Consider the following 18302-nt stretch of genomic DNA (forward strand, 5'->3'; position numbering starts at 1 on the left):
GCGGGCTCTCGCGCTGATCAGGACCATAAGCTTGGACCCATGACGGATCGCGACAACCTCCTGGCCGAGATCAAGCGCAAGGCCATCGTGCACGGCAAGGTCACCCTGTCCTCGGGCAAGGAGGCCGACTTCTACCTCGACCTGCGGCGGATCACGCTCGACGGGGTGGCCGCGCCGCTCGTCGGCAACGTGATGCTCGACCTGACGGCCGACCTCGACTACGAGGCGGTGGGCGGGCTCACCATGGGGGCCGACCCGGTGGCCGTCGCGATGCTGCACGCGGCGGCGGCGCGGGGGCGTTCGCTCGACGCGTTCGTGGTGCGCAAGGCGCAGAAGGCGCACGGCATGCAGCGGCGCATCGAGGGGCCGGAGGTCAAGGGGCGGCGGGTGCTGGCCGTCGAGGACACCTCGACGACGGGCTCGTCACCGCTGACGGCCGTGGAGGCGCTGCGCGAGGCGGGCGCCGAGGTGGTGGCCGTAGCGACCATCGTCGACCGGGGGGCCAGGGAGCGCGTCACCGCCGAGGGACTCGACTACCGCACCGCCTACACCCTCACCGACCTCGGCCTCTGACCGCCCGCGGACTCCGGCCTGGCTCGGGCTCCGGCCTGGCTCGGGCTCCGGCCTGCCTCAGGCCCCGGCCTGGCTCGGGCTCCGGCCGACCGACCGGCCAGGACCGCGATCAGCCGGCGATCAAACGATGCTCAGCCGTCGTCGGAGTCGGACTCTGCCGGGGTGGCGGACTTCTCCGGGCCCCGGACGGTGAAGGCTTCGCGGGCGCCCGGCTTGCCCGGTTCGCGTAGTTCGCCGTTCTCCGTGACGCGGACCGTGCCGGCATCGCTGAGCACCACGTCGAGCTCCGGCTCGAAGTAACTGACCTCCTCGCCCCTGCTCATCTCCCGGTACTGCAGCACGTCGCCGCCGGGCACGCGGACGGTGACGAGGGGGCAGGTCTCCGCGAGGCATTCGATCCGGACGGTCGGCGCCTGCGCGGTGGCAGCCGGTTCCGCGGCCCCGGGGGTGGTGTCCGTGGCCGGGGCTGAGGCGGGCTCACGCTCGGGCGGTGCCGTGACGTCCGAGGCGACCAGCGCGACACCGCCGATGACCAGCAGTGTCACCACGACCCCCGCCGCCACGAGGAGGAGCGCTAATCGGGCGATGCCCATCGGTTCTGAGCTGTGGCGTCCCACATGGGCAGCGTACCCGCTGATGATCCTCCGCCCCAGCGCCGTCAGCCCCGTCTCAGAGCTGGTTGTCGCCGGCCTGGCCCACGCGGTGGTGCTTGCCGTTGGGCACGGGGAGCGACTTGGCCGCCCTGCGGTGCTTGATCGCCTCCACGAAGATGGGGATCAGCGAGATGAACACGATGACGAAGACGCCCGGCAGGATGTACTTGTCGATCTGCTTGGGATCGACCTGGCCGCCGAGGAAATGGCCGACCAGGATGAGGCCCTCGACCCAGACGATGCCGCCGACGACGTTCCAGACGAAGAATCGCTTGGGGCTCATCTCCAGCACGCCCGCGACGGGATTCATGAACGTGCGCACGATCGGCACGAACCTGGCCAGGATCACGGCCTTGGCTGGCCCGAACTTCTCGAAGAACTCCTCCGCCCGCAGCACGTGCTCCTTCTTGAACAACCGCGATTCGGGTTTGTCGAAGAGCCGGCGGCCGAAGCGGGCGCCCAGGAAATGCCCGAGCTGGGCGCCGGCGATGGCGCACAGCGGTGTGCCGATCAGCAGCACGGGCAGGGAGAGCGGGGCGATGCCCATTCCCGCCGCCACCGAGGCCGAGCTGAAAATCCCCGCGGCCACGAGCAGCGAGTCGCCGGGCAGGAAGAACCCGAGCAGCAAACCCGTTTCGGCGAAGATGATGGCGAGAACGCCGATGGTGGCGAATGCACCGAGAATGGTGAGCCACCAAGTCGGGTCGAGGAGATTCAGAAGCCAGTCCACGCCGAGAGCCTACTAGGAGCGGGCATGCGCGACATGACCATCCGAGAGGCGTTGTCACTACCACAGCGGGTAGTGAGCCGGGATACTGGGCCCTGGCGCGAAGCCGTAACTTCTCAGGGAGATGAATCATGCCTATTGCGACTCCAGAGGTCTACGCTGAGATGCTCGACCGGGCCAAGGCCGGCGGATTCGCCTACCCGGCGATCAACGTGACCTCCTCGCAGACCCTGAACGCCGCTCTGCGCGGCTTCGCCGAGGCCGAGAGCGACGGCATCGTGCAGGTCTCGACGGGCGGCGCCGAATTCCTCTCGGGCGCGACGGTCAAGGACATGGTCACGGGCGCGACGGCACTGGCCGAGTACGCGCGGGTCGTGGCCGCCAAATACCCCGTGACGGTCGCCCTGCACACCGACCACTGCCCGAAGAACAAGCTCGACGGCTTCATGCGGCCGTTGATCGACATCTCGCTGGAGCGGGTGGCCAAGGGCCTCGACCCGCTGTTCCAGTCGCACATGTGGGACGGCTCCGCCGTACCCCTGGACGAGAACCTGGAGATCGCCAAGGAGCTCATCGACAAGTGCGCCAGGGCGCGGATCATCATGGAGATGGAGATCGGCGTCGTCGGCGGCGAGGAGGACGGCGTCGTCGGCGAGATCAACGAGAAGCTCTACACCACGGCCGAGGACGCGCTGGCCACCGCGGAGGCCGTCGGCATCGGCGAGAAGGGCCGCTACATGCTGGCGGCCACGTTCGGCAACGTGCACGGCGTCTACAAGCCCGGTCACGTCAAGCTGCGGCCGAGCGTGCTCAAGGAGATCCAGGAGGCGGTGGGCGCCAAGTACGGCAAGGAGAAGCCGTTCGACCTGGTCTTCCACGGCGGCTCCGGCTCGCTGCTGGAGGAGATCCAGGAGGCCATCTCCTACGGTGTGGTCAAGATGAACGTCGACACCGACACCCAGTACGCCTTCACCCGCCCGATCGCGGACCACATGTTCAAGAACTACGACGGCGTGCTCAAGGTCGACGGTGACGTCGGCAACAAGAAGGCCTACGACCCGCGCGCGTACGGCAAGTCCGCGGAGGCCGGGATGGCCGCCCGCGTCGTGGAGGCGTGCCAGAGCCTGAAGAGCACTGGGACGAAGATCTCCTAGCCAGTTCAGCGGCTCGGCGGGTATGACTTGTCCTATGGATAACCTTCTCGCCGGGCCGCCCCCGACTCACCTGCCGGACCTGCCCGAGGCCAGGGAGGCGCTGGAGGCCGGGGCCAAAGCCTCCGACGTGGCCGCCCGCTTCCCCGCCTACCCGGCGGCGTGGGCCGCGCTCGCGGAGGAATACTTCGCGCAGGGACACGCCGTCACCTCCTATGCCTTCGCCCGTACGGGCTACCACCGCGGGCTCGACGCGCTGCGCCGCAGCGGCTGGAAGGGTCATGGGCCCATCCCGTGGGAGCACGAGCCCAACAGGGGCTTCCTGCGCTGCCTGTACGCGTTGTCCCGTGCCGCGCAGGCGATCGGTGAGAAGGACGAGGCCGAACGGTGTCTGCAGTTCCTCAAGGACAGCACGGAAACGGGGTACGACGCGCTGACCAAGGGATAGCTCTTGGGACGAATAGACACGTTCGGGTAGTCTCTCTACGCAAGAGCCCCTGCCGCGCTTGCGTCAGGGGTTTTCGTTTTGTGCTCGGGAGACTGAACCATGCCGGCTGCCGTTCTCGTTGGTGCCCAGTGGGGCGATGAGGGCAAGGGCAAGGCCACCGACCTGCTCGGTGGCGACGTCGACTACGTCGTCCGCTATCAGGGTGGCAACAACGCGGGACACACCGTGGTCATCGGTGACCAGAAGTACGCGCTGCACCTGCTGCCCACCGGGATCCTGTCGCCGGAGGTGGTCCCCGTCATCGGCAACGGGGTGGTGATCGACCCGGGCGTGCTGCTGGGCGAGATCGACGGGCTGGCCGAGCGGGGCATCTCCGCCGAGCGGCTGCTGATCTCGTCGAACGCGCACCTGATCATGCCGCACCACAAGGCCCTCGACAAGGTCACCGAGCGCTACCTCGGCAAGGCCAAGATCGGCACCACCGGGCGCGGCATCGGTCCCGCGTACGGTGACAAGATCGCCCGCATGGGCGTGCGCGTGCAGGACCTGCTCGACCCGGGCATCCTGGCCAAGAAGATCGAGGTCGCCCTGACCGAGAAGAACCAGGTGCTGACCAAGGTCTACAACCGGCGCGGCATCGAGCCGGCCGCCGTCCTCGACGAATACCTCGCCTACGCCGAGCGGCTCAAGCCGCACATCGCCGACACCTCGCTGGTGCTGTCCAAGGCGCTGGACGACGGGAAGTTCGTGCTGCTGGAGGGCGGGCAGGGCACGCTGCTCGACATCGACCACGGCACGTACCCGTTCGTCACGTCGTCCTCGCCCACCTCGGGCGGCGCGTGCGCGGGCGCCGGCATCCCGCCGAACCGGCTGACGAAGATCATCGGCATCCTGAAGGCGTACACCACCCGCGTCGGCTCCGGCCCGTTCCCGACCGAACTGACCGACGAGATGGGCGACTGGCTGCGCCAGACCGGCGGCGAGTACGGCGTCACGACCGGCCGCAACCGCCGCTGCGGCTGGTTCGACGCGGTGATCGCCCGGTACGCGACCCGCATCAACGGCGTCACCGACTACTTCCTGACCAAGCTCGACGTGCTGTCGGGCCTGGAGCGGATTCCGGTGTGCGTGGCCTACGAGGTGGACGGGGTCCGGCACGACGAGATCCCGATGACGCAGACCGACTTCCACCACGCCAAGCCGATCTACGAGGAGTTCCCCGGCTGGCAGGAGGACATCACCAGCGCCAAGGCGTTCGACGACCTGCCGCCGAACGCGCAGGCGTACGTGCGGACGCTGGAGGAGATGAGCGGCGCCCCGATCTCCGCCATCGGCGTCGGCCCCGGCCGCGACCAGACCGTCGTGGTCCGCCCCCTGGTCTGAGCTCCCTCCGAGGGACCGCGCGTCGTTCAGGCGGAGGTCAGGACGGCGGCGGTCACCGGGGTGTGCAGGCGCCAGCCGAGGGTTTCGTACAGGGCCTGGCCCTGGGCGGTGGCGACCAGGACGCCGGTGCGGGCGCCTCGCAGGGCCGCCGTGGCCGCGATCGTCTTCATGACGATCGTGCCGAGGCCGCGGCGGCGGTGGCCGGCCGCCGTCTCCACCCGGTCCACGACCGCCGTCGTGCCCGCCACCGCGAACTGGCCCCGCGCCGCGACCTCGCCCGCCGCCGTGAGCAGGCGGGCGGCGGTGACGCCCGATCGGGTGGTGACGGCCAGGGTGTAGCCGGGGGGAGCGGCGGGGGCGTCACGGACGAGCGGGGTGGTCATCATGTACTCGGGCTCCTGCACGGCCCAGCCGGGCGGCAGGTGCGGGGCGACGGACTCGACCGGGGCGCACAGCTTGAGCCAGGTGCCGGGGACGGTGAGGGTGCGGGTCAGGTGGCGGAGGATCTCGGGCGTCGGGGTGGCCAGGACGTGGCGGGCCACATGACCGGGCAGGCCGACGTCCACGCGCAGACCCCACGGCTCGCGTACGGGCCGGGGGACGCTGCGGGAGATGACCCATCCTTCAACCCATGCCCGAACTACGGGGGAATGGGCTTGTTTGAGAACCTCCGTCATGGAGAACAGCCTATTGTCTGCCCAGATTCATCCGACCGGGCGTAGCAGGATAAAAAGGACACGGCGTGGCGGCGCCTGGTCGTGCCCCGCGCCAGGTAGGGTCCCGGTTGTGCACGTTGAGATACATGGCCACCGGGGGGCTCGCGGCCTCTGGCCGGAGAACACCCTGCCGGGGATGAGCCGGACGATGGAGCTGGGCGTGCATGCGCTCGAGCTCGACGTCGCGCTCACCGCCGATCGGCGCCTCGTGCTCACGCACGACCTCACGGTGTCGGCCGTGACCAGTGCCGACCGGCGTCCGGTCTACGCCGGCGACCCTCTCTACCCGTACGTCGGCAAGCCCATCAACGCACTCACCCTGGCCCAGCTGCGCATGCTCGACGTCGGCGTACGGCTGCCGCGCCACCCCGACGACCCGTTCGCGCTGACGCAGGTCCCCATGCCCGAGACCCGCATGCCGACGCTCGGCGCGGTGCTGGGGCTGGTCAACGCCTACGAGGCGGAGAGCGTACGGCTGCACGTCGAGCTCAAGTCCGACCCGACGCGGCCTGAGGTCACCCCCGACCCCGAGCTGTTCACCGCGCTGGTCGTCGAGGAGCTCGACCGGCACGGCCGGCTCGACAACGTTGCCATCCTCAGCTTCGACTGGCGGATCATCACGCACGCCGCCGAGCTGGCGCCGGGCACGCGGCGCTTCGCGCTGATCGAGCTGGACACCCTGCACTGGAACGACGGCGTGGGCGACGACGTGCCCGCCGCCGCGCGTGCGGCCGGGGCCACCACGCTCTCGCCCGAGCACATCATGGTGGACGAGAGCCTGATGGCGCAGGCCGAGGCGGCCGGGCTCGACGTGGCGGTCTGGACGGTCAACGAGCCCGAGCTGGCGGCCAGGATGCTGGACCTGGGAGCGGCCGGGATCGTCACCGACTATCCCGACCGGATGCGGGAGCTGTGGCGGGAGCGGGGGCTTCCGCTGCCCCTGCCGGTCGCCCCGCTCCGGCCTGTGAGCGTCTGAGCCGACCGGCGGGTTCCGCCTGTCAGAGCCAGCCGTTGCGGCGGAAGCCGCGGTGCAGCAGGACGCAGGCCGTGATCATGACCGCGAGCACGGCCGGATAGCCCCAGACCTGCTTGGTCTCCGGCATGAAGTCGAAGTTCATGCCATAAATTCCGGCGATCATCGTGGGCACGGCCAGGATGGCCACCCAGGAGGAGATCTTGCGCATGTCCTCGTTGGCCAGCGCGTTGGAGCGGGCCAGCGCGGCCTGGAGGATCGAGCTGCACAGCTCGTTCGACGCCTCGACCTGCTCGCACACGCGCGACAGGTGGTCGCCGACGTCGCGGAAGTATTCACGCATGGCGGAGGGGACGACCCGGCGCTGGGGCAGCGCCGACAAGGGGGCCTGGAGCGGGGTGACGGCCCGCTTCATCTCCAGCATCTCGCGCTTGAGCTGGTAGATCCGGTTGATGTCACGGGAGCTGACGTCGGCGAAGACGGTCGCCTCGACCTCTTCGAGCTCCAGCTGCATCAGGTCGGCCACCTGGAGGTACTGGTCGACCACGTGGTCGGCGATGGCGTGCAGGACGCCGGCCGGACCCCGGTCCATCAGCTTGGGCTCGTCTTCGAGGCGCTCGCGGACGCCGGTGAGCGGGCAGTGCTCGCCGTGCCGCACCGTGACCACGAAGTCCACGCCGAGGAACACCATGATCTCGCCGGTGGCGATGATCTCGCTGTTGGCGGTCAGCTCGTCGTGGTCGAGGTAGGCGATGGTCTTGAGCACCATGAACAGCGACTCGCCGTAACGCTCGACCTTGGGCCGCTGGTGGGCCTTGACGGCGTCCTCGACGGCCAGCGGGTGCAGCCCGAAGACCTCGGCCAGCCACTCCACCTCGGGGGCGGCGGGCTCGTGCAGCCCGACCCAGACGAACGCGTTGACGCCGTCGGAGCTCTTGTTGTGCTCACGGACGAGGTCGAGCGCCTCGACGATGCCGGAGGCGTCGACCTTCTCGCCCTGTACGTAGGCGCCGAACTCGACTATCGAGTCGACGGGCGGCACGCACACCTCGCGTACGGGCTTGACGAGCTGGTGCGGAACCCGCGTGGGCACGGGGTGCCGGTTGATGCGACGGAAAAGGGTGGACGAGCGCATGGCAGTCCCTTTCCGCCCGACCAGGGACGCTCCACGCGCGATGAAGTCACCTCAATCAACACGGATTGCGTGGAGGCACGATCAGGCTGCCGAATTGGAGTGGTCGGGGGTATTCAGGTCGTACGTGTGCGAGCACGTACTGCTGGGATCACCAGGATTCATCCCGGACCACCTCCAATCGCATGGGGACGCCGCGAAGCCGCCTCAAGCTACCACAGGCGGGTGAACCTCAATGACGATACCCGCCCGCAGTCCTTCCGCTCAGGTAGAACTCCACAAAGTTTCTTGCCTATTCCGGCAGATGCCGTCCCAACCCGTCCGGCGGACGCTGATCGTGCCGTCCAGCGGGCGCCGTCCTCGGTGACCGGAGGGCGCGTCAGGCGGCGGGCCTGCGACAATGGAGCGCGTGCGCGTTCTAGTCATTGGATCCGGTGGGCGTGAGCACGCCCTGTGCCGTTCACTCAAGCTCGATCCCCAGGTCAGCGAGCTTCACTGTGCGCCAGGCAATCCTGGCATCGAGGAGGTCGCGACCGTCCATCCGGTCGATCCGCTCGACCCCGGGCAGGTGGCCGAGCTGGCGGCGCGGCTGCGGGTCGACCTCGTCGTGGTGGGGCCGGAGGCTCCGCTCGTGGCGGGCGTGAGCGACGCGGTGCGCGAGGCGGGCTTCGCCTGCTTCGGGCCCTCACGTGACGCGGCCATGATCGAGGGGTCGAAGGCGTTCGCCAAGGAGATCATGCGGGCGGCCGACGTGCCGACCGCGCGGGCCAGGACGTGCGAGACCGAGGAGGAGGCCGCCGCGGCGCTCGACGAGTTCGGCGCCCCCTACGTGGTCAAGGAGGACGGGCTGGCCGCGGGCAAGGGCGTGGTCGTCACCGACGACCGCGACAAGGCGCTCGCCCACGCGCGGGCCTGCGAGCGGGTGGTGATCGAGGAGTTCCTCGACGGGCCCGAGGTGTCGCTGTTCGCGCTGTGCGACGGGAGCACGGCCGTGCCGCTGCAACTGGCGCAGGACTTCAAGCGGGCCTACGACGGCGACGAGGGTCCCAACACCGGCGGCATGGGCGCCTACACGCCGCTGCCGTGGGCGCCGGAGGGGCTGACCGAGCAGGTCATGCGGGAGGTCGTGCATCCGACGATCGGCGAGCTGGCCCGGCGCGGGCTGCCGTACCAGGGGGTGCTCTACGTGGGCCTGGCGCTGACCGCGAAGGGGCCGAAGGTGGTCGAGTTCAACGCCCGCTTCGGCGACCCGGAGACGCAGGTGCTGCTCGACCGGCTGGAGACGCCGCTGGGCGGGCTGCTGATGGCCAGCGCGACCGGTGAGCTCGGGCTCGACCCGGTCTTCCGCGACGGCGCGGCCGTGACCGTGGTGATCGCGGCCGAGGGCTACCCGGAGTCGCCGGCCAAGGGCGACGTGATCACGGGGCTGCGCGAGACCGCGAACGCGTACGTCATCCACGCCGGCACGAAACGGTCGGGCGACGACATCGTCTCCAACGGCGGGCGGGTGCTCAACGTGGTCGGCCACGGGCCCGACCAGGAGAGCGCGCGCCGGGCGGCCTACGACCTGGTCGCCGGGATCGGCCTGCGCGGCTCCTTCCACAGAACGGACATCGCCCGATGAAGCGTGTGCACTCCGGCAAGGTACGCGACCTCTACGAGACCGACGAGGGCCTGCTGCTCATGGTCGCCTCCGACCGGATCTCGGCCTTCGACTACGTCATGGAGCCCGACATCCCCGACAAGGGGGCCATCCTCACGCAGATGTCGCTGTGGTGGTTCGACCAGCTCAAGGACGTCGTGCCCAACCACGTCGCGGGCCGCGGCGACGACTCCCGCAGCGTGCTGTGCCGGCCGCTGAAGATGGTCCAGGTCGAGTGCGTGGCCAGGGGCTATCTGGCGGGCGGCGGGCTGAACGAATACCGCGCGAGCGGCACGGTGTCCGGGGTGGCGCTGCCGCCCGGGCTGGAGGACGGCTCGCGGCTGCCCGAGCCGATCTTCACGCCGTCCACCAAGGCGCCCCAGGGCGAGCACGACGAGCCGATCTCGTACGAGCAGGTCGTGGCGCTGGTCGGCGCGGAGACGGCCGCGGAGCTGCGGCGGATCACGCTGGCGGTCTACACGCGCGGCGCGGAGATCGCCAGCGAGCGAGGCATCATCGTGGCCGACACGAAGATCGAGCTGGGCTGGGACGCAGACGGCGTGCTGACACTGGGCGACGAGGTGCTGACGCCCGACTCTTCGCGGTTCTGGCCGGCCGACGAATGGAAACCCGGCCGTTCCCAAACGTCGTTTGACAAGCAATTTGTACGCGATTGGCTACTATCGCCCGAATCTGGATGGGACAAAGACTCAGGAAACCCCCCACCTCGGCTCCCCGACCACATCGTCGAGCTGACCAGGCAGCGATACCTAGAAGCGTATGAGCGCATCACGGGGGCTTCCTTTAGCGGATGATTCGGCTGGGTCATGTGGTGTGAGCGACTACTGTTGGCCCGATCGAGCCTCACCGCCAGAATCAAGGAGCCGCACGAATGGTCCGTTACCGCGTGCGCGGTGGCAACGCACTGCGTGGAACCGCGTTCATCCAGGGCGCGAAAAACGCCGTGCTTCCCATGATCGGCGCGGCTCTGCTCGCCCCGACGGGCCGCACCGTCCTGCGCAACGTGCCGATCATCGAGGACGTCCGCCGCGCGGTCGAGCTGGCCGAGGCGATCGGCGCGTACGTCGAGCTGCACGAGTCCGAGCGCACGCTGGTCATCGACGCCTCCAAGGTGAACAGCCCGGTCCTGCCCGCCGAGATCGCCCGGCGCTTCCGCGGCTCCGTGCTGTTCACCCCCGCCCTGCTCCACCGCCTCGGCGAGGCGATCGTGGAGGGGGTCGGCGGCTGCAACCTGGGCAGCCGTAACCTCGACTTCCACTATCTCGGCTACAAGCGGCTGGGCGCGATCGTGGACGAGGGCGAGACCGTCATCCACGTCAAGGCCTCCGGCCTGACCGGCGCCACCCTCTACCTCGACACCCCCTCCCACACCGGCACCGAGAACCTCATCATGGCCGCCGCCCTGGCCAAGGGCACCACCGTGATCGAGAACGCGGCGCTGGAGCCCGAGGTGCTCGACGTCATCGACATGCTCACCAAAATGGGCGCGCGCATCAGCGGCGGCGGCACCGGCTTCATCACCGTGGAGGGCGTCGAGGAGCTGCACGCGGTCGAGCACACGGTCATGCCCGACCGCCTCGACGCCGGCGTCTTCGCGATGGCGGCGGCGATCACCGGCGGTGAGGTCAGCCTCGTGGGCACCGGCCTCGATCTCGGCGTCGTGCGCTACAAGCTGGAGCAGATGGGCGTGGAGTTCCACCGCCAGGGGGCCGTTCTACACGTACGCTGCGGCGGCCCGCTGCGGCCGATCAACATCATCACCGACACCTATCCGGGCTTCGCCACCGACCTGCAGTCCCCGATGATGACGGTCGCGGCGCTCGCCGACGGCACCAGCTACATCCATGAGCGCATCTTCGACGGTCGCTTCGCACTGGCCGGCGAGCTGAACAAGATGGGCGCCAACGTGGAGGTCGAGGGGAGCAGGGCCGTCGTCCGCGGCCGCACCCCGCTCACCGGCACCCAGGTGACGGCGCACGACCTGCGTTCGGGGATCGCGCTCGTTCTCGCCGGCCTGGCCGCCGAAGGGGAGACCCAGATCGACTCGGGATACCTGATCGATCGCGGCCACGCGCATCTCGCCGCGCGAATGCGCGCACTCGGCGCGGACATTACACGAGAGATTTCAGAGCGCTAAAAAACGGTAGAAAATCCGCTTTGAGCTGCCAGAACATCATGTCGGGCGGTCAACCAGAACGGCTTTCCGGAAAAGTCGGGCGTGACATTACGGCCCCCGCGAGCGATCGTTCCAAAAGAGAGCACTGCAACGGACGGCAGGATGGGACGAACATTGGTCGAGAGGGCCGAAGAAACTCCCCGAGTGTCACGCCCGGGCGCTATGACACCGGACCTCACCATCGGCGTGGTCGGACCCCACGACCTGGTCGAGCGAGTCATGCTGATGGGTCACGCCGCGGCGCCGCTGCCGTGTCGCCTGGTCGCGGCCGCGTACCGCGACGAACAGGAGGCGCCCGACAAGGTGACGCGGCTCGGTCCCGGTGTCGACGCATGTCTGTTCGCCAGCCCGGTCCCCTATGACCTGGCCAGGCGATCCGGCGTGCTGACGATGCCCGCGACGTACGTGCAACTCGGCGGAGCCGCACTGGTGGCGGCGTTGGCCAAGGCCGCGCTGGACACCCGGATGGATCCCCAGAAGGTCAGCATCGACGTGGTCAGCAGGGCCGATGTCGAGGAGGCGTACACCGACCTCGGCATCCCCGCCGCGGACGTGCACAGCCGCGACGAGCCGGGAGCCACCGGCACGATCGCGGCCTACCACGAACGCCTGGCCCGTCAGGGAGCCACCACGGGAGCGCTGACGTGCCTGCCCGCGGTGGCCGAGCGCCTGCACGCGGCGGGCGTACCGGTCATCAGGATCAGGCCGACGTCGGCTGCGGTCCGAACGGCGCTGCACACCGCGGCGCTGCTCGGGGCGCATCACCGGCTGGAGGAGTCACAGCTCACGGTCGTGCTGGTGGAGGTGCCGACGCTGCGCGAACCCGTGCGCCGCGCCGCCCCCCGCTACTGGCGCGACGAGCTGCGGCTGTCGCTGCACCGGCTCCTGGTCCAGGAGGCGAACCGGATCAACGCCACTGTCTGGCCCATCGACGATCACAGCTACCTGGTGACCGCCACCAGGGGCTCGATCGCCGCTGCGACGGACGGATTCAGGGTGTTGCCCTTCGCCGCCAGGATCAGGGACGAACTGGGGCTGGCGGTCGAGGTCGGCGTGGGCATGGGGCGTACGACGCATGACGCGGAGTCGCACGCCAGGGCCGCGCTCGCGCGGACCCAGGCGGGTAAACAAGCACAGGGATTCGCGGTGGATCGCGAGGGGCGGGCGCTCATCCCGGCCCCCCGGATGCCCCCTACCGGGGCCACCGCACTCAAGCCCAAGGGGGTGGAGGTACTGGCCAGGCTGGCGGCGAAGCTCGAAGGCGGCGACACCGTGGTCGATGCCGAGGGCGCGGGCAAGATGCTCGGCGTCACGCCCCGTACGGCCCGGCGGTTGCTGCGCACGTTGGTTGACGAGGGACTCGCGTGGCCGCTTCCGCCGAACCGTACGCCGCAACCCGGGCGTCCCAGGCAGCTGTACCGGCTGATCGTGGAGAAGCTGGGGCCCCGCTGAACCTGGGGCTGACCCTGGGGCTGACCTGGGGTGGAAGTATGGCCCGCCGTGTCGCGGCACGGCGGGCCCGCACCCTCGCGTGACCACCGCATTGACGGAGGGTGTCAGGACAGCCAACAAGAACGTTGACTCTTGTGAACTAATTGGTTGACGAGGGTGAATGGGGGGTATGTTCTCCCACGCCCCCGATCGACGCGATTCGGACGGGGGCACCAAATCCCCTCTTCCTGCCGCCACGACGCAGCCTTACGGCCGCCTTTGGCGGCATTTCGGGCCTTTCGGACCACCTCCCCCGCGTGAAGGGCTGCTGCGCGGGGCTGTGGGGTAGCTGGGAGCGCTTCCGTGGCGACAGTGGCTCCAGGTTCTGCGGGCGCGCACAAGGCCCGCCATCGAGGCCGTCAGCGCTTGCGGAGAACGCGCGCCGTCGGCCCGGCGCATGCCGAGTCCGATACCCGCTGGGATTCTGTCGGAGACACTCGGTAGAGTCACGAGCCATGAGTTCAAACGCTACTGACAGCCGGTCTCCACTGCTTGTCTGGGGCGCCCTGGCGATCGTCTACGTGGTGTGGGGCTCGACCTACCTCGGCATCAGGATCTCCATCGAGACCCTGCCGCCGATGCTCCAGGGCACACTGCGGTTCGTGACGGCCGGGCTGCTGCTCGGCGGGTTCCTGATGATCAGGAAGGGCCGGGGGGCGTTCAGGATGTCCTGGCGCCAGGCCGGCGGCGCCGCGCTCGTCGGAGTGCTGCTGCTCACGGGCGGCAACGGCATGGTCGCCGTGGCCGAGCAGCACATCTCCTCGGGCCTGGCCGCGCTGCTCGTGGCCGCGGTGCCGCTCTGGCTGGTAGTCCTCAGGCTCGCCTTCAGAGACCGGCCCGCCGTGCTGACCCTGGCCGGGGTGCTGGTCGGGTTCTGCGGGGTCGCGGCCCTGTCGCTGAACGGCGGCGGCGAGGCGGCCGACACCAGCGGGATCGTGGTGATCCTGCTGGCGTCGGTGTCGTGGTCGGTCGGCTCGTTCCTGGCCGGCCGGATCCCGATGCCCCGCGACGCCTGGACCGCCAGCACGATCGAGATGCTGGCCGGCGGCCTCGGGCTGGCCGTGGCCGGCCTGTCGCTCGGCGAGCGGCTCGACCTGACCGCCGTCTCCGGGCGGTCGTGGCTGGCGCTGGCCTACCTGGTGCTGGTGGGCTCGCTGGTCGGCTTCACCGCCTACACCTGGCTGCTCGGCAACGCGCCGATCTCACTCGTCTCGACGTACGCCTACGTCAACCCGATCGTGGCCGTCGTCCTCGGCGTGCTCGTGGTCGACGAGCACGTGACGCCCCAGATCCTGGTCGGCGGGCTGGTGATCCTGGTCGGCGTCGCCCTGGTGGTCTCCACCGAGCGACGCGGACGATCCAGGACTCCCGCCGTCACCACCGAGCCCGCGCCCGTGAGCAGCCCGACCTCCCCTTGAGCGGCGAGCGGCCGTGACCGGCACCGTCACCAGGCGGCGAGCGGCCGTGACGGCCGCCGCCGCCTGACGGCCAACAGCTCGCGGCTAACGCCGGAATGCCTGGGCGGCGGCGAGGAAGGCGTCGTTCGCCTCGGGCGTGCCGATCGACACCCGCACCCCCTCCGGCTGGAACGGTCGCACCGCCACGCCCTCGGCCGCGCAGGCCGCGGCGAAGTCGAGCGTGCGCTCGCCGAGGCGCAGCCAGACGAAGTTCGCCTCGGTGGGCGGCACCGTCCAGCCCTGCGCGATGAGCGCCTCACGCACACGCGTGCGCTCCTTGACCACTCGCTCCACCCGTTCGAGCAGCTCGTCCTCGGCCTTGAGCGAGGCGATGGCGGCGACCTGCGCGAGGGCGTTGACCGCGAACGGGATGATCGTCTTGCGCACCGCCGTGGCCACCGGCTCGGGCGCGATCAGGTAGCCGACGCGCAGCCCGGCCAGCCCGTACGCCTTGGAGAACGTGCGCAGCACGCAGACGTTGGGCCGGTCGCGGTAGAGGGTGAGCCCGTCGGGCACGTCCTCGTCGCGCACGTATTCGTGATACGCCTCGTCGATGACCACCAGCACGTCCTCGGGCACCCGGGCGAGGAACGACTCCAGCCCGTCGCGGCGGATGGCGGTGCTGGTCGGGTTGTTGGGGTTGCACAGGAACACCATGCGGGTGCGCTCGTTGATCGCCGCGGCCATGGCGTCGAGGTCGTGATCCTCACCCGCCAGCGGCACGGTGACCGAGGTGACCCCGGCCAGGTCGGCGAGGAGCGGGTAGGCCTCGAACGAGCGCCACGCGTAGACGACCTCGGCCCCGGGCTCGCCCACCGCCTCGAACAGCTGCTGCGCCACGGTGACCGACCCCGCGCCCAGCGCGATGTGGTCGAAGGGCACGCCGAACCGCTCCGCGATGGCCTCGGTCAGCTTGACCGAGCCGGGGTCGGGGTAGCGGTTGATCTCCCGCGCCGCCTCGGCGATGGCCTCGACCACGGAGGGCAGCGGATCGTAGGGAGATTCGTTGGAGGACAGCTTGTAGGAGCGCCCGTCGGGAGCGACGACCGCTTTGCCCGCCTTGTAGGCAGCCATGGTGTCCAGGATCTGGCGGAAACGAGGCATGCCCTCACCTTAGAAGGCAAGGGGCGATGAGGCATCCTCCGGGCCCGCCGCTCACTCCTTGAGGCTGCGCAGCATGGGCGGATGCAGCAGCTCGGCGGGGCCGCGGCGGTAGAGCTTGGCCGGCCGGCCGCCGTCTCTGGTCGTCGTGTCGCCGGTCTCCAGCAGGAAGTCCTTCGCCTTGGTGACCTTGCGGTGGAAGTTGCGCGGGTCGAGCGGACGGCCCCAGACGATCTCGTAGACCCGCCGCAGGTCGGCCACGGTGAACTCCGGCGGGCAGAACGCCGCCCCCAGCGAGGTGTACTCCAGCTTCGCCCGGGCCCGCTCGATCCCGTCGAGCATGATGCGCCGGTGGTCGAAGGCCATGACCGTGAGCGAGCCGACCGGCTGCCAGCTCATGTGGGCCTTCTCCGAGGCCGGCAGGTCGGGGGCGAGGCCCAGGTAGGCGACGCTCAGCACGCGCTGGCGGGGGTCGCGGTCGGGGTAACCGTAGGTCTGGAGCTGCTCCAGGTGCACCGGCGCGCCGGGGAGGCCGGCCCGCTCGGCGAGCACGCGGTGGGCGGCGGCGGGCAGGTCTTCGTCGAGCTGGATGAAGCCGCCGGGCAGCGACCAGCGGCGCAGGAACGGCGGATTGTCGCGGCGCCACACGAGGGCGCTCAACGCCTGGTTACGCACAGTGAGCACGACCAGGTCGACACTGACCGGGATGCTCGGGACCATGGCAGGCACGTTACACGCAGTCGTGGGCGGGCAGCGAACCGTGCGCCCCGGCCTGCTGGGCCACCGATCCGGACGCGCACCCCTGAGCGCTCCGCCCCCGGCTAGGTGACGATGCGTACGTGCAGGGGCTCGGTGGCCGACTGCCCCGACGGCACCTTGACCCCGATCCTGACCCACTCCCCGCCCGGCACCTGGCTCCAGTCGAACGGCACCCACGCCGTCGCCATGCCCTCCGGCAGTTCCTCCTCGAACGGGTCCTCGTTCAGCCAGCCCACGGCCGAGACCGCCATCTCCTTGGTGCCGCCCGACCAGGTGAGCGTGATCGTGCTGTTCTTGAGGTTGTAGCCGCGCACCTCCACGCCGTCCTGGACGTCGCGCGGGCGCCTGATCGCGTCCACCGCGATCGGCCGGCCCCAGTCCTTGGCGATCTCCTCTTCCAGCGACGGCCGGCCGCAGGTCATGAAATCGCTCCACATGTAGGAGACGATCTTCTGCACGTACCGTCCGGCCATCGTGACCGCCTGGTCCAGGCGTTTCTTGTCGGTCTTGCCGCGCGTGCCCTGCGGGGCGCAGGGTGGGTCGCCGGAGGGCTCGAACGCCTCCACGTTCGCCCAGAGCTGCACGTGGTAGCCGGAGTCGATCATCTCCTGGCGGGCCGCCGCCATCTCGCGGTAGTAGTCGCGGGTGGACCCGTGGTACGCGTCGCCGTACGTCGCCTCCTCGCCCACCCCGCGGACCGACCGCAGCCGCTCGTCCACCTCGTCGTCGCGCTCGTCGGGCCAGAACAGCCCCACCTTGCCCGTGCCCCGGCTGTCCTGCGGCGCGATGATGCCGACCCCGGCCTTCACCAGCGCCTTGAAGCCCTCGGCCACCTGCTTGGGCGTCTGCCCGAAGGCGACCTCCTTGCGCGCGTCGAGATAGGGACTGATCAAGATGGGTTTGCCGGACAACTCCTGCTCGACGATCATGTGCTGGTCGGCGTACACCTCAAGCGTCGGGTTCGTGGCCAGCGTGGCCGACATCTGCACCTCGAACGGCTGGTAGACGCCGCCCAGCGCGTCGCGCTCGCCGAAGCGCGCGCCGTAGTCCTGGAGGATGCGCCGGGTCAGCGTGGTGAGCGTGCCGAGGTGCCGCTTCTCGGCCCTGATCTGCGACTTCGCGTCGCGCGGGGCCAGCGGCAGTGCGGGGAAGACACGCATGCCGAACTGGTCGGCCAGGTCGAGCAGCTTGGTCAGGCTGTCGGTCTCGGAGCCGGCGACCAGGATCATGTCGTACGAGCCGGGCTTGCCGCTGAAGTCGCAGGTGGCGTCGTCGGAGCCGTCGGCCTGGGTGATGAGCCGGTAGTAGATGCGCTTGCCTGCCACGATCGGGTGCTCGATCTGGGGGCAGCGGAACAGGTCGGGGCCGAACGACTCGTCGGTGCGGTAGACGTACATGCGGCCGATCCGGTTGTCCGGATGGGCCTGCTGGAGGTCGTGCAGCGCGGCGTCGTAGCAGGTCATGCCGTTCTCGACGCAGCCCTTGTAGAGCGAGTCGACGGAGCCGTCCTTGGCCTTGATCTGCCCGGTGTCGGTGACGGTGCGGAACTGCAGGCCGTAGCCGATCCTGATGATCGTGTCGCCGCCGACGCGGTGGATCTCCTGCAGCTGCTTGCGCCACGTGCAGGGGTTCGACTTGGGGGTGATCCAGTAGCCGGTGACGGCGTAGGGGGCCTTCTCGCCGGTGTCGAACGTTCCACAGTCGTCGGTGAACTCGCTCACCGCCGGCGTCGGCGCGGCCGTCGTCTTGACCGGCGTCGAGGCGACGGCCGTGGGGACCGTCTTCTCCGCGGAGTCCGGCAGCACGATGATCACGGCCGCGATCACGGCCAGGATGGCGGCGCCCACGACCAGGAAGAGCCAGCGCACGTTCAGGAACCTACCCGCCCTCGTCAGTTCT

Annotated in this window: 17 protein-coding genes; 10 read left to right on the forward strand and 7 right to left on the reverse strand. The window is 69.7% G+C overall.

All coding sequences use genetic code 11. The features are described 5' to 3' along the window. The first annotated feature begins 39 nt into the window (after nt 1-39). The gene (gene pyrE, locus AB0C27_RS06820) at nt 40-573 is read left to right on the forward strand and encodes an orotate phosphoribosyltransferase (protein WP_346102362.1); all 534 of its coding nucleotides are present in this window, start codon (nt 40-42) and stop codon (nt 571-573) included. 131 nt (nt 574-704) lie between these two features. On the opposite strand, the gene AB0C27_RS06825 is transcribed toward pyrE, so the two are convergent. Both AB0C27_RS06825 and AB0C27_RS06830 read right to left on the reverse strand, forming a co-directional pair. Next, nucleotides 705-1190 (reverse strand): hypothetical protein, encoded by a 486-nt coding sequence (locus AB0C27_RS06825; RefSeq protein ID WP_357838958.1) that lies wholly within the window; start codon nt 1188-1190, stop codon nt 705-707. 52 nt (nt 1191-1242) lie between these two features. Beyond that, nucleotides 1243-1956, reverse strand: coding sequence for a VTT domain-containing protein (locus AB0C27_RS06830; RefSeq protein WP_357838961.1), 714 nt, complete (start codon nt 1954-1956; stop codon nt 1243-1245). Between the two features lie 128 nt (nt 1957-2084). On the opposite strand from AB0C27_RS06830, the gene fbaA reads away from it, so the two are divergent. The 3 genes from fbaA to AB0C27_RS06845 all read left to right on the forward strand — a co-directional run bounded on the left by fbaA (nt 2085) and on the right by AB0C27_RS06845 (nt 4935). Further along, nucleotides 2085-3107: a class II fructose-bisphosphate aldolase gene (fbaA, locus tag AB0C27_RS06835; protein ID WP_357838964.1), complete on the forward strand. Its 1023-nt coding sequence runs from the start codon at nt 2085-2087 to the stop codon at nt 3105-3107. 34 nt (nt 3108-3141) lie between these two features. Further along, complete coding sequence (locus AB0C27_RS06840) at nt 3142-3552, forward strand: DUF3151 domain-containing protein (RefSeq protein ID WP_357838966.1); 411 nt, start codon at nt 3142-3144, stop codon at nt 3550-3552. Between the two features lie 99 nt (nt 3553-3651). Further along, nucleotides 3652-4935 (forward strand): adenylosuccinate synthase, encoded by a 1284-nt coding sequence (locus AB0C27_RS06845; RefSeq protein ID WP_357838969.1) that lies wholly within the window; start codon nt 3652-3654, stop codon nt 4933-4935. A gap of 26 nt (nt 4936-4961) precedes the next feature. Here the strand turns inward: AB0C27_RS06845 and AB0C27_RS06850 are convergent, their stop codons facing one another. Continuing rightward, nucleotides 4962-5612 carry a GNAT family N-acetyltransferase gene (locus AB0C27_RS06850; RefSeq protein ID WP_357838972.1) on the reverse strand — a complete coding sequence of 217 codons (651 nt, stop codon included), beginning with the start codon at nt 5610-5612 and terminating at the stop codon, nt 4962-4964. A gap of 109 nt (nt 5613-5721) precedes the next feature. Here AB0C27_RS06850 and AB0C27_RS06855 point away from each other — a divergent pair, with 109 nt between their 5' ends. Then, nucleotides 5722-6627 (forward strand): glycerophosphodiester phosphodiesterase family protein, encoded by a 906-nt coding sequence (locus AB0C27_RS06855; protein ID WP_357838975.1) that lies wholly within the window; start codon nt 5722-5724, stop codon nt 6625-6627. 22 nt (nt 6628-6649) lie between these two features. Here AB0C27_RS06855 and corA read toward each other — a convergent pair whose 3' ends face one another. Beyond that, nucleotides 6650-7759, reverse strand: coding sequence for a magnesium/cobalt transporter CorA (corA, locus tag AB0C27_RS06860; RefSeq protein ID WP_346102349.1), 1110 nt, complete (start codon nt 7757-7759; stop codon nt 6650-6652). Between the two features lie 406 nt (nt 7760-8165). Here corA and purD point away from each other — a divergent pair, with 406 nt between their 5' ends. The 5 genes from purD to AB0C27_RS06885 all read left to right on the forward strand — a co-directional run bounded on the left by purD (nt 8166) and on the right by AB0C27_RS06885 (nt 14504). Continuing rightward, the gene (purD, locus tag AB0C27_RS06865; protein ID WP_357838979.1) at nt 8166-9380 is read left to right on the forward strand and encodes a phosphoribosylamine--glycine ligase; all 1215 of its coding nucleotides are present in this window, start codon (nt 8166-8168) and stop codon (nt 9378-9380) included. After that, nucleotides 9377-10213: a phosphoribosylaminoimidazolesuccinocarboxamide synthase gene (locus tag AB0C27_RS06870; protein WP_357838982.1), complete on the forward strand. Its 837-nt coding sequence runs from the start codon at nt 9377-9379 to the stop codon at nt 10211-10213. Before purD ends, AB0C27_RS06870 begins: the two co-directional genes overlap by 4 nt. Nucleotides 10214-10290: 77 nt before the next feature. Beyond that, nucleotides 10291-11556, forward strand: coding sequence for a UDP-N-acetylglucosamine 1-carboxyvinyltransferase (gene murA, locus AB0C27_RS06875; RefSeq protein WP_346102344.1), 1266 nt, complete (start codon nt 10291-10293; stop codon nt 11554-11556). A 201-nt stretch (nt 11557-11757) separates the two neighbouring features. Then, complete coding sequence (locus AB0C27_RS06880; RefSeq protein WP_106247572.1) at nt 11758-13047, forward strand: GTP cyclohydrolase IIa; 1290 nt, start codon at nt 11758-11760, stop codon at nt 13045-13047. Nucleotides 13048-13541: 494 nt separating this feature from the next. Then, complete coding sequence (locus AB0C27_RS06885; protein ID WP_357838985.1) at nt 13542-14504, forward strand: EamA family transporter; 963 nt, start codon at nt 13542-13544, stop codon at nt 14502-14504. An 84-nt stretch (nt 14505-14588) separates the two neighbouring features. Here AB0C27_RS06885 and hisC read toward each other — a convergent pair whose 3' ends face one another. The 3 genes from hisC to AB0C27_RS06900 form a co-directional block, all read right to left on the reverse strand. Continuing rightward, nucleotides 14589-15647 (reverse strand): histidinol-phosphate transaminase, encoded by a 1059-nt coding sequence (gene hisC / locus AB0C27_RS06890; protein ID WP_357838989.1) that lies wholly within the window; start codon nt 15645-15647, stop codon nt 14589-14591. Between the two features lie 51 nt (nt 15648-15698). Further along, nucleotides 15699-16364, reverse strand: a complete 666-nt coding sequence (locus AB0C27_RS06895) for an NUDIX domain-containing protein (RefSeq protein WP_346102338.1) — start codon at nt 16362-16364, stop codon at nt 15699-15701. A gap of 101 nt (nt 16365-16465) precedes the next feature. Further along, nucleotides 16466-18271 (reverse strand): DUF4434 domain-containing protein, encoded by a 1806-nt coding sequence (locus AB0C27_RS06900; protein ID WP_357838992.1) that lies wholly within the window; start codon nt 18269-18271, stop codon nt 16466-16468. Nucleotides 18272-18302 lie beyond the last annotated feature (31 nt).

The sequence above is a fragment of the Nonomuraea sp. NPDC048882 genome, assembly GCF_040649755.1.
GTDB lineage: Bacteria > Actinomycetota > Actinomycetes > Streptosporangiales > Streptosporangiaceae > Nonomuraea > Nonomuraea maheshkhaliensis.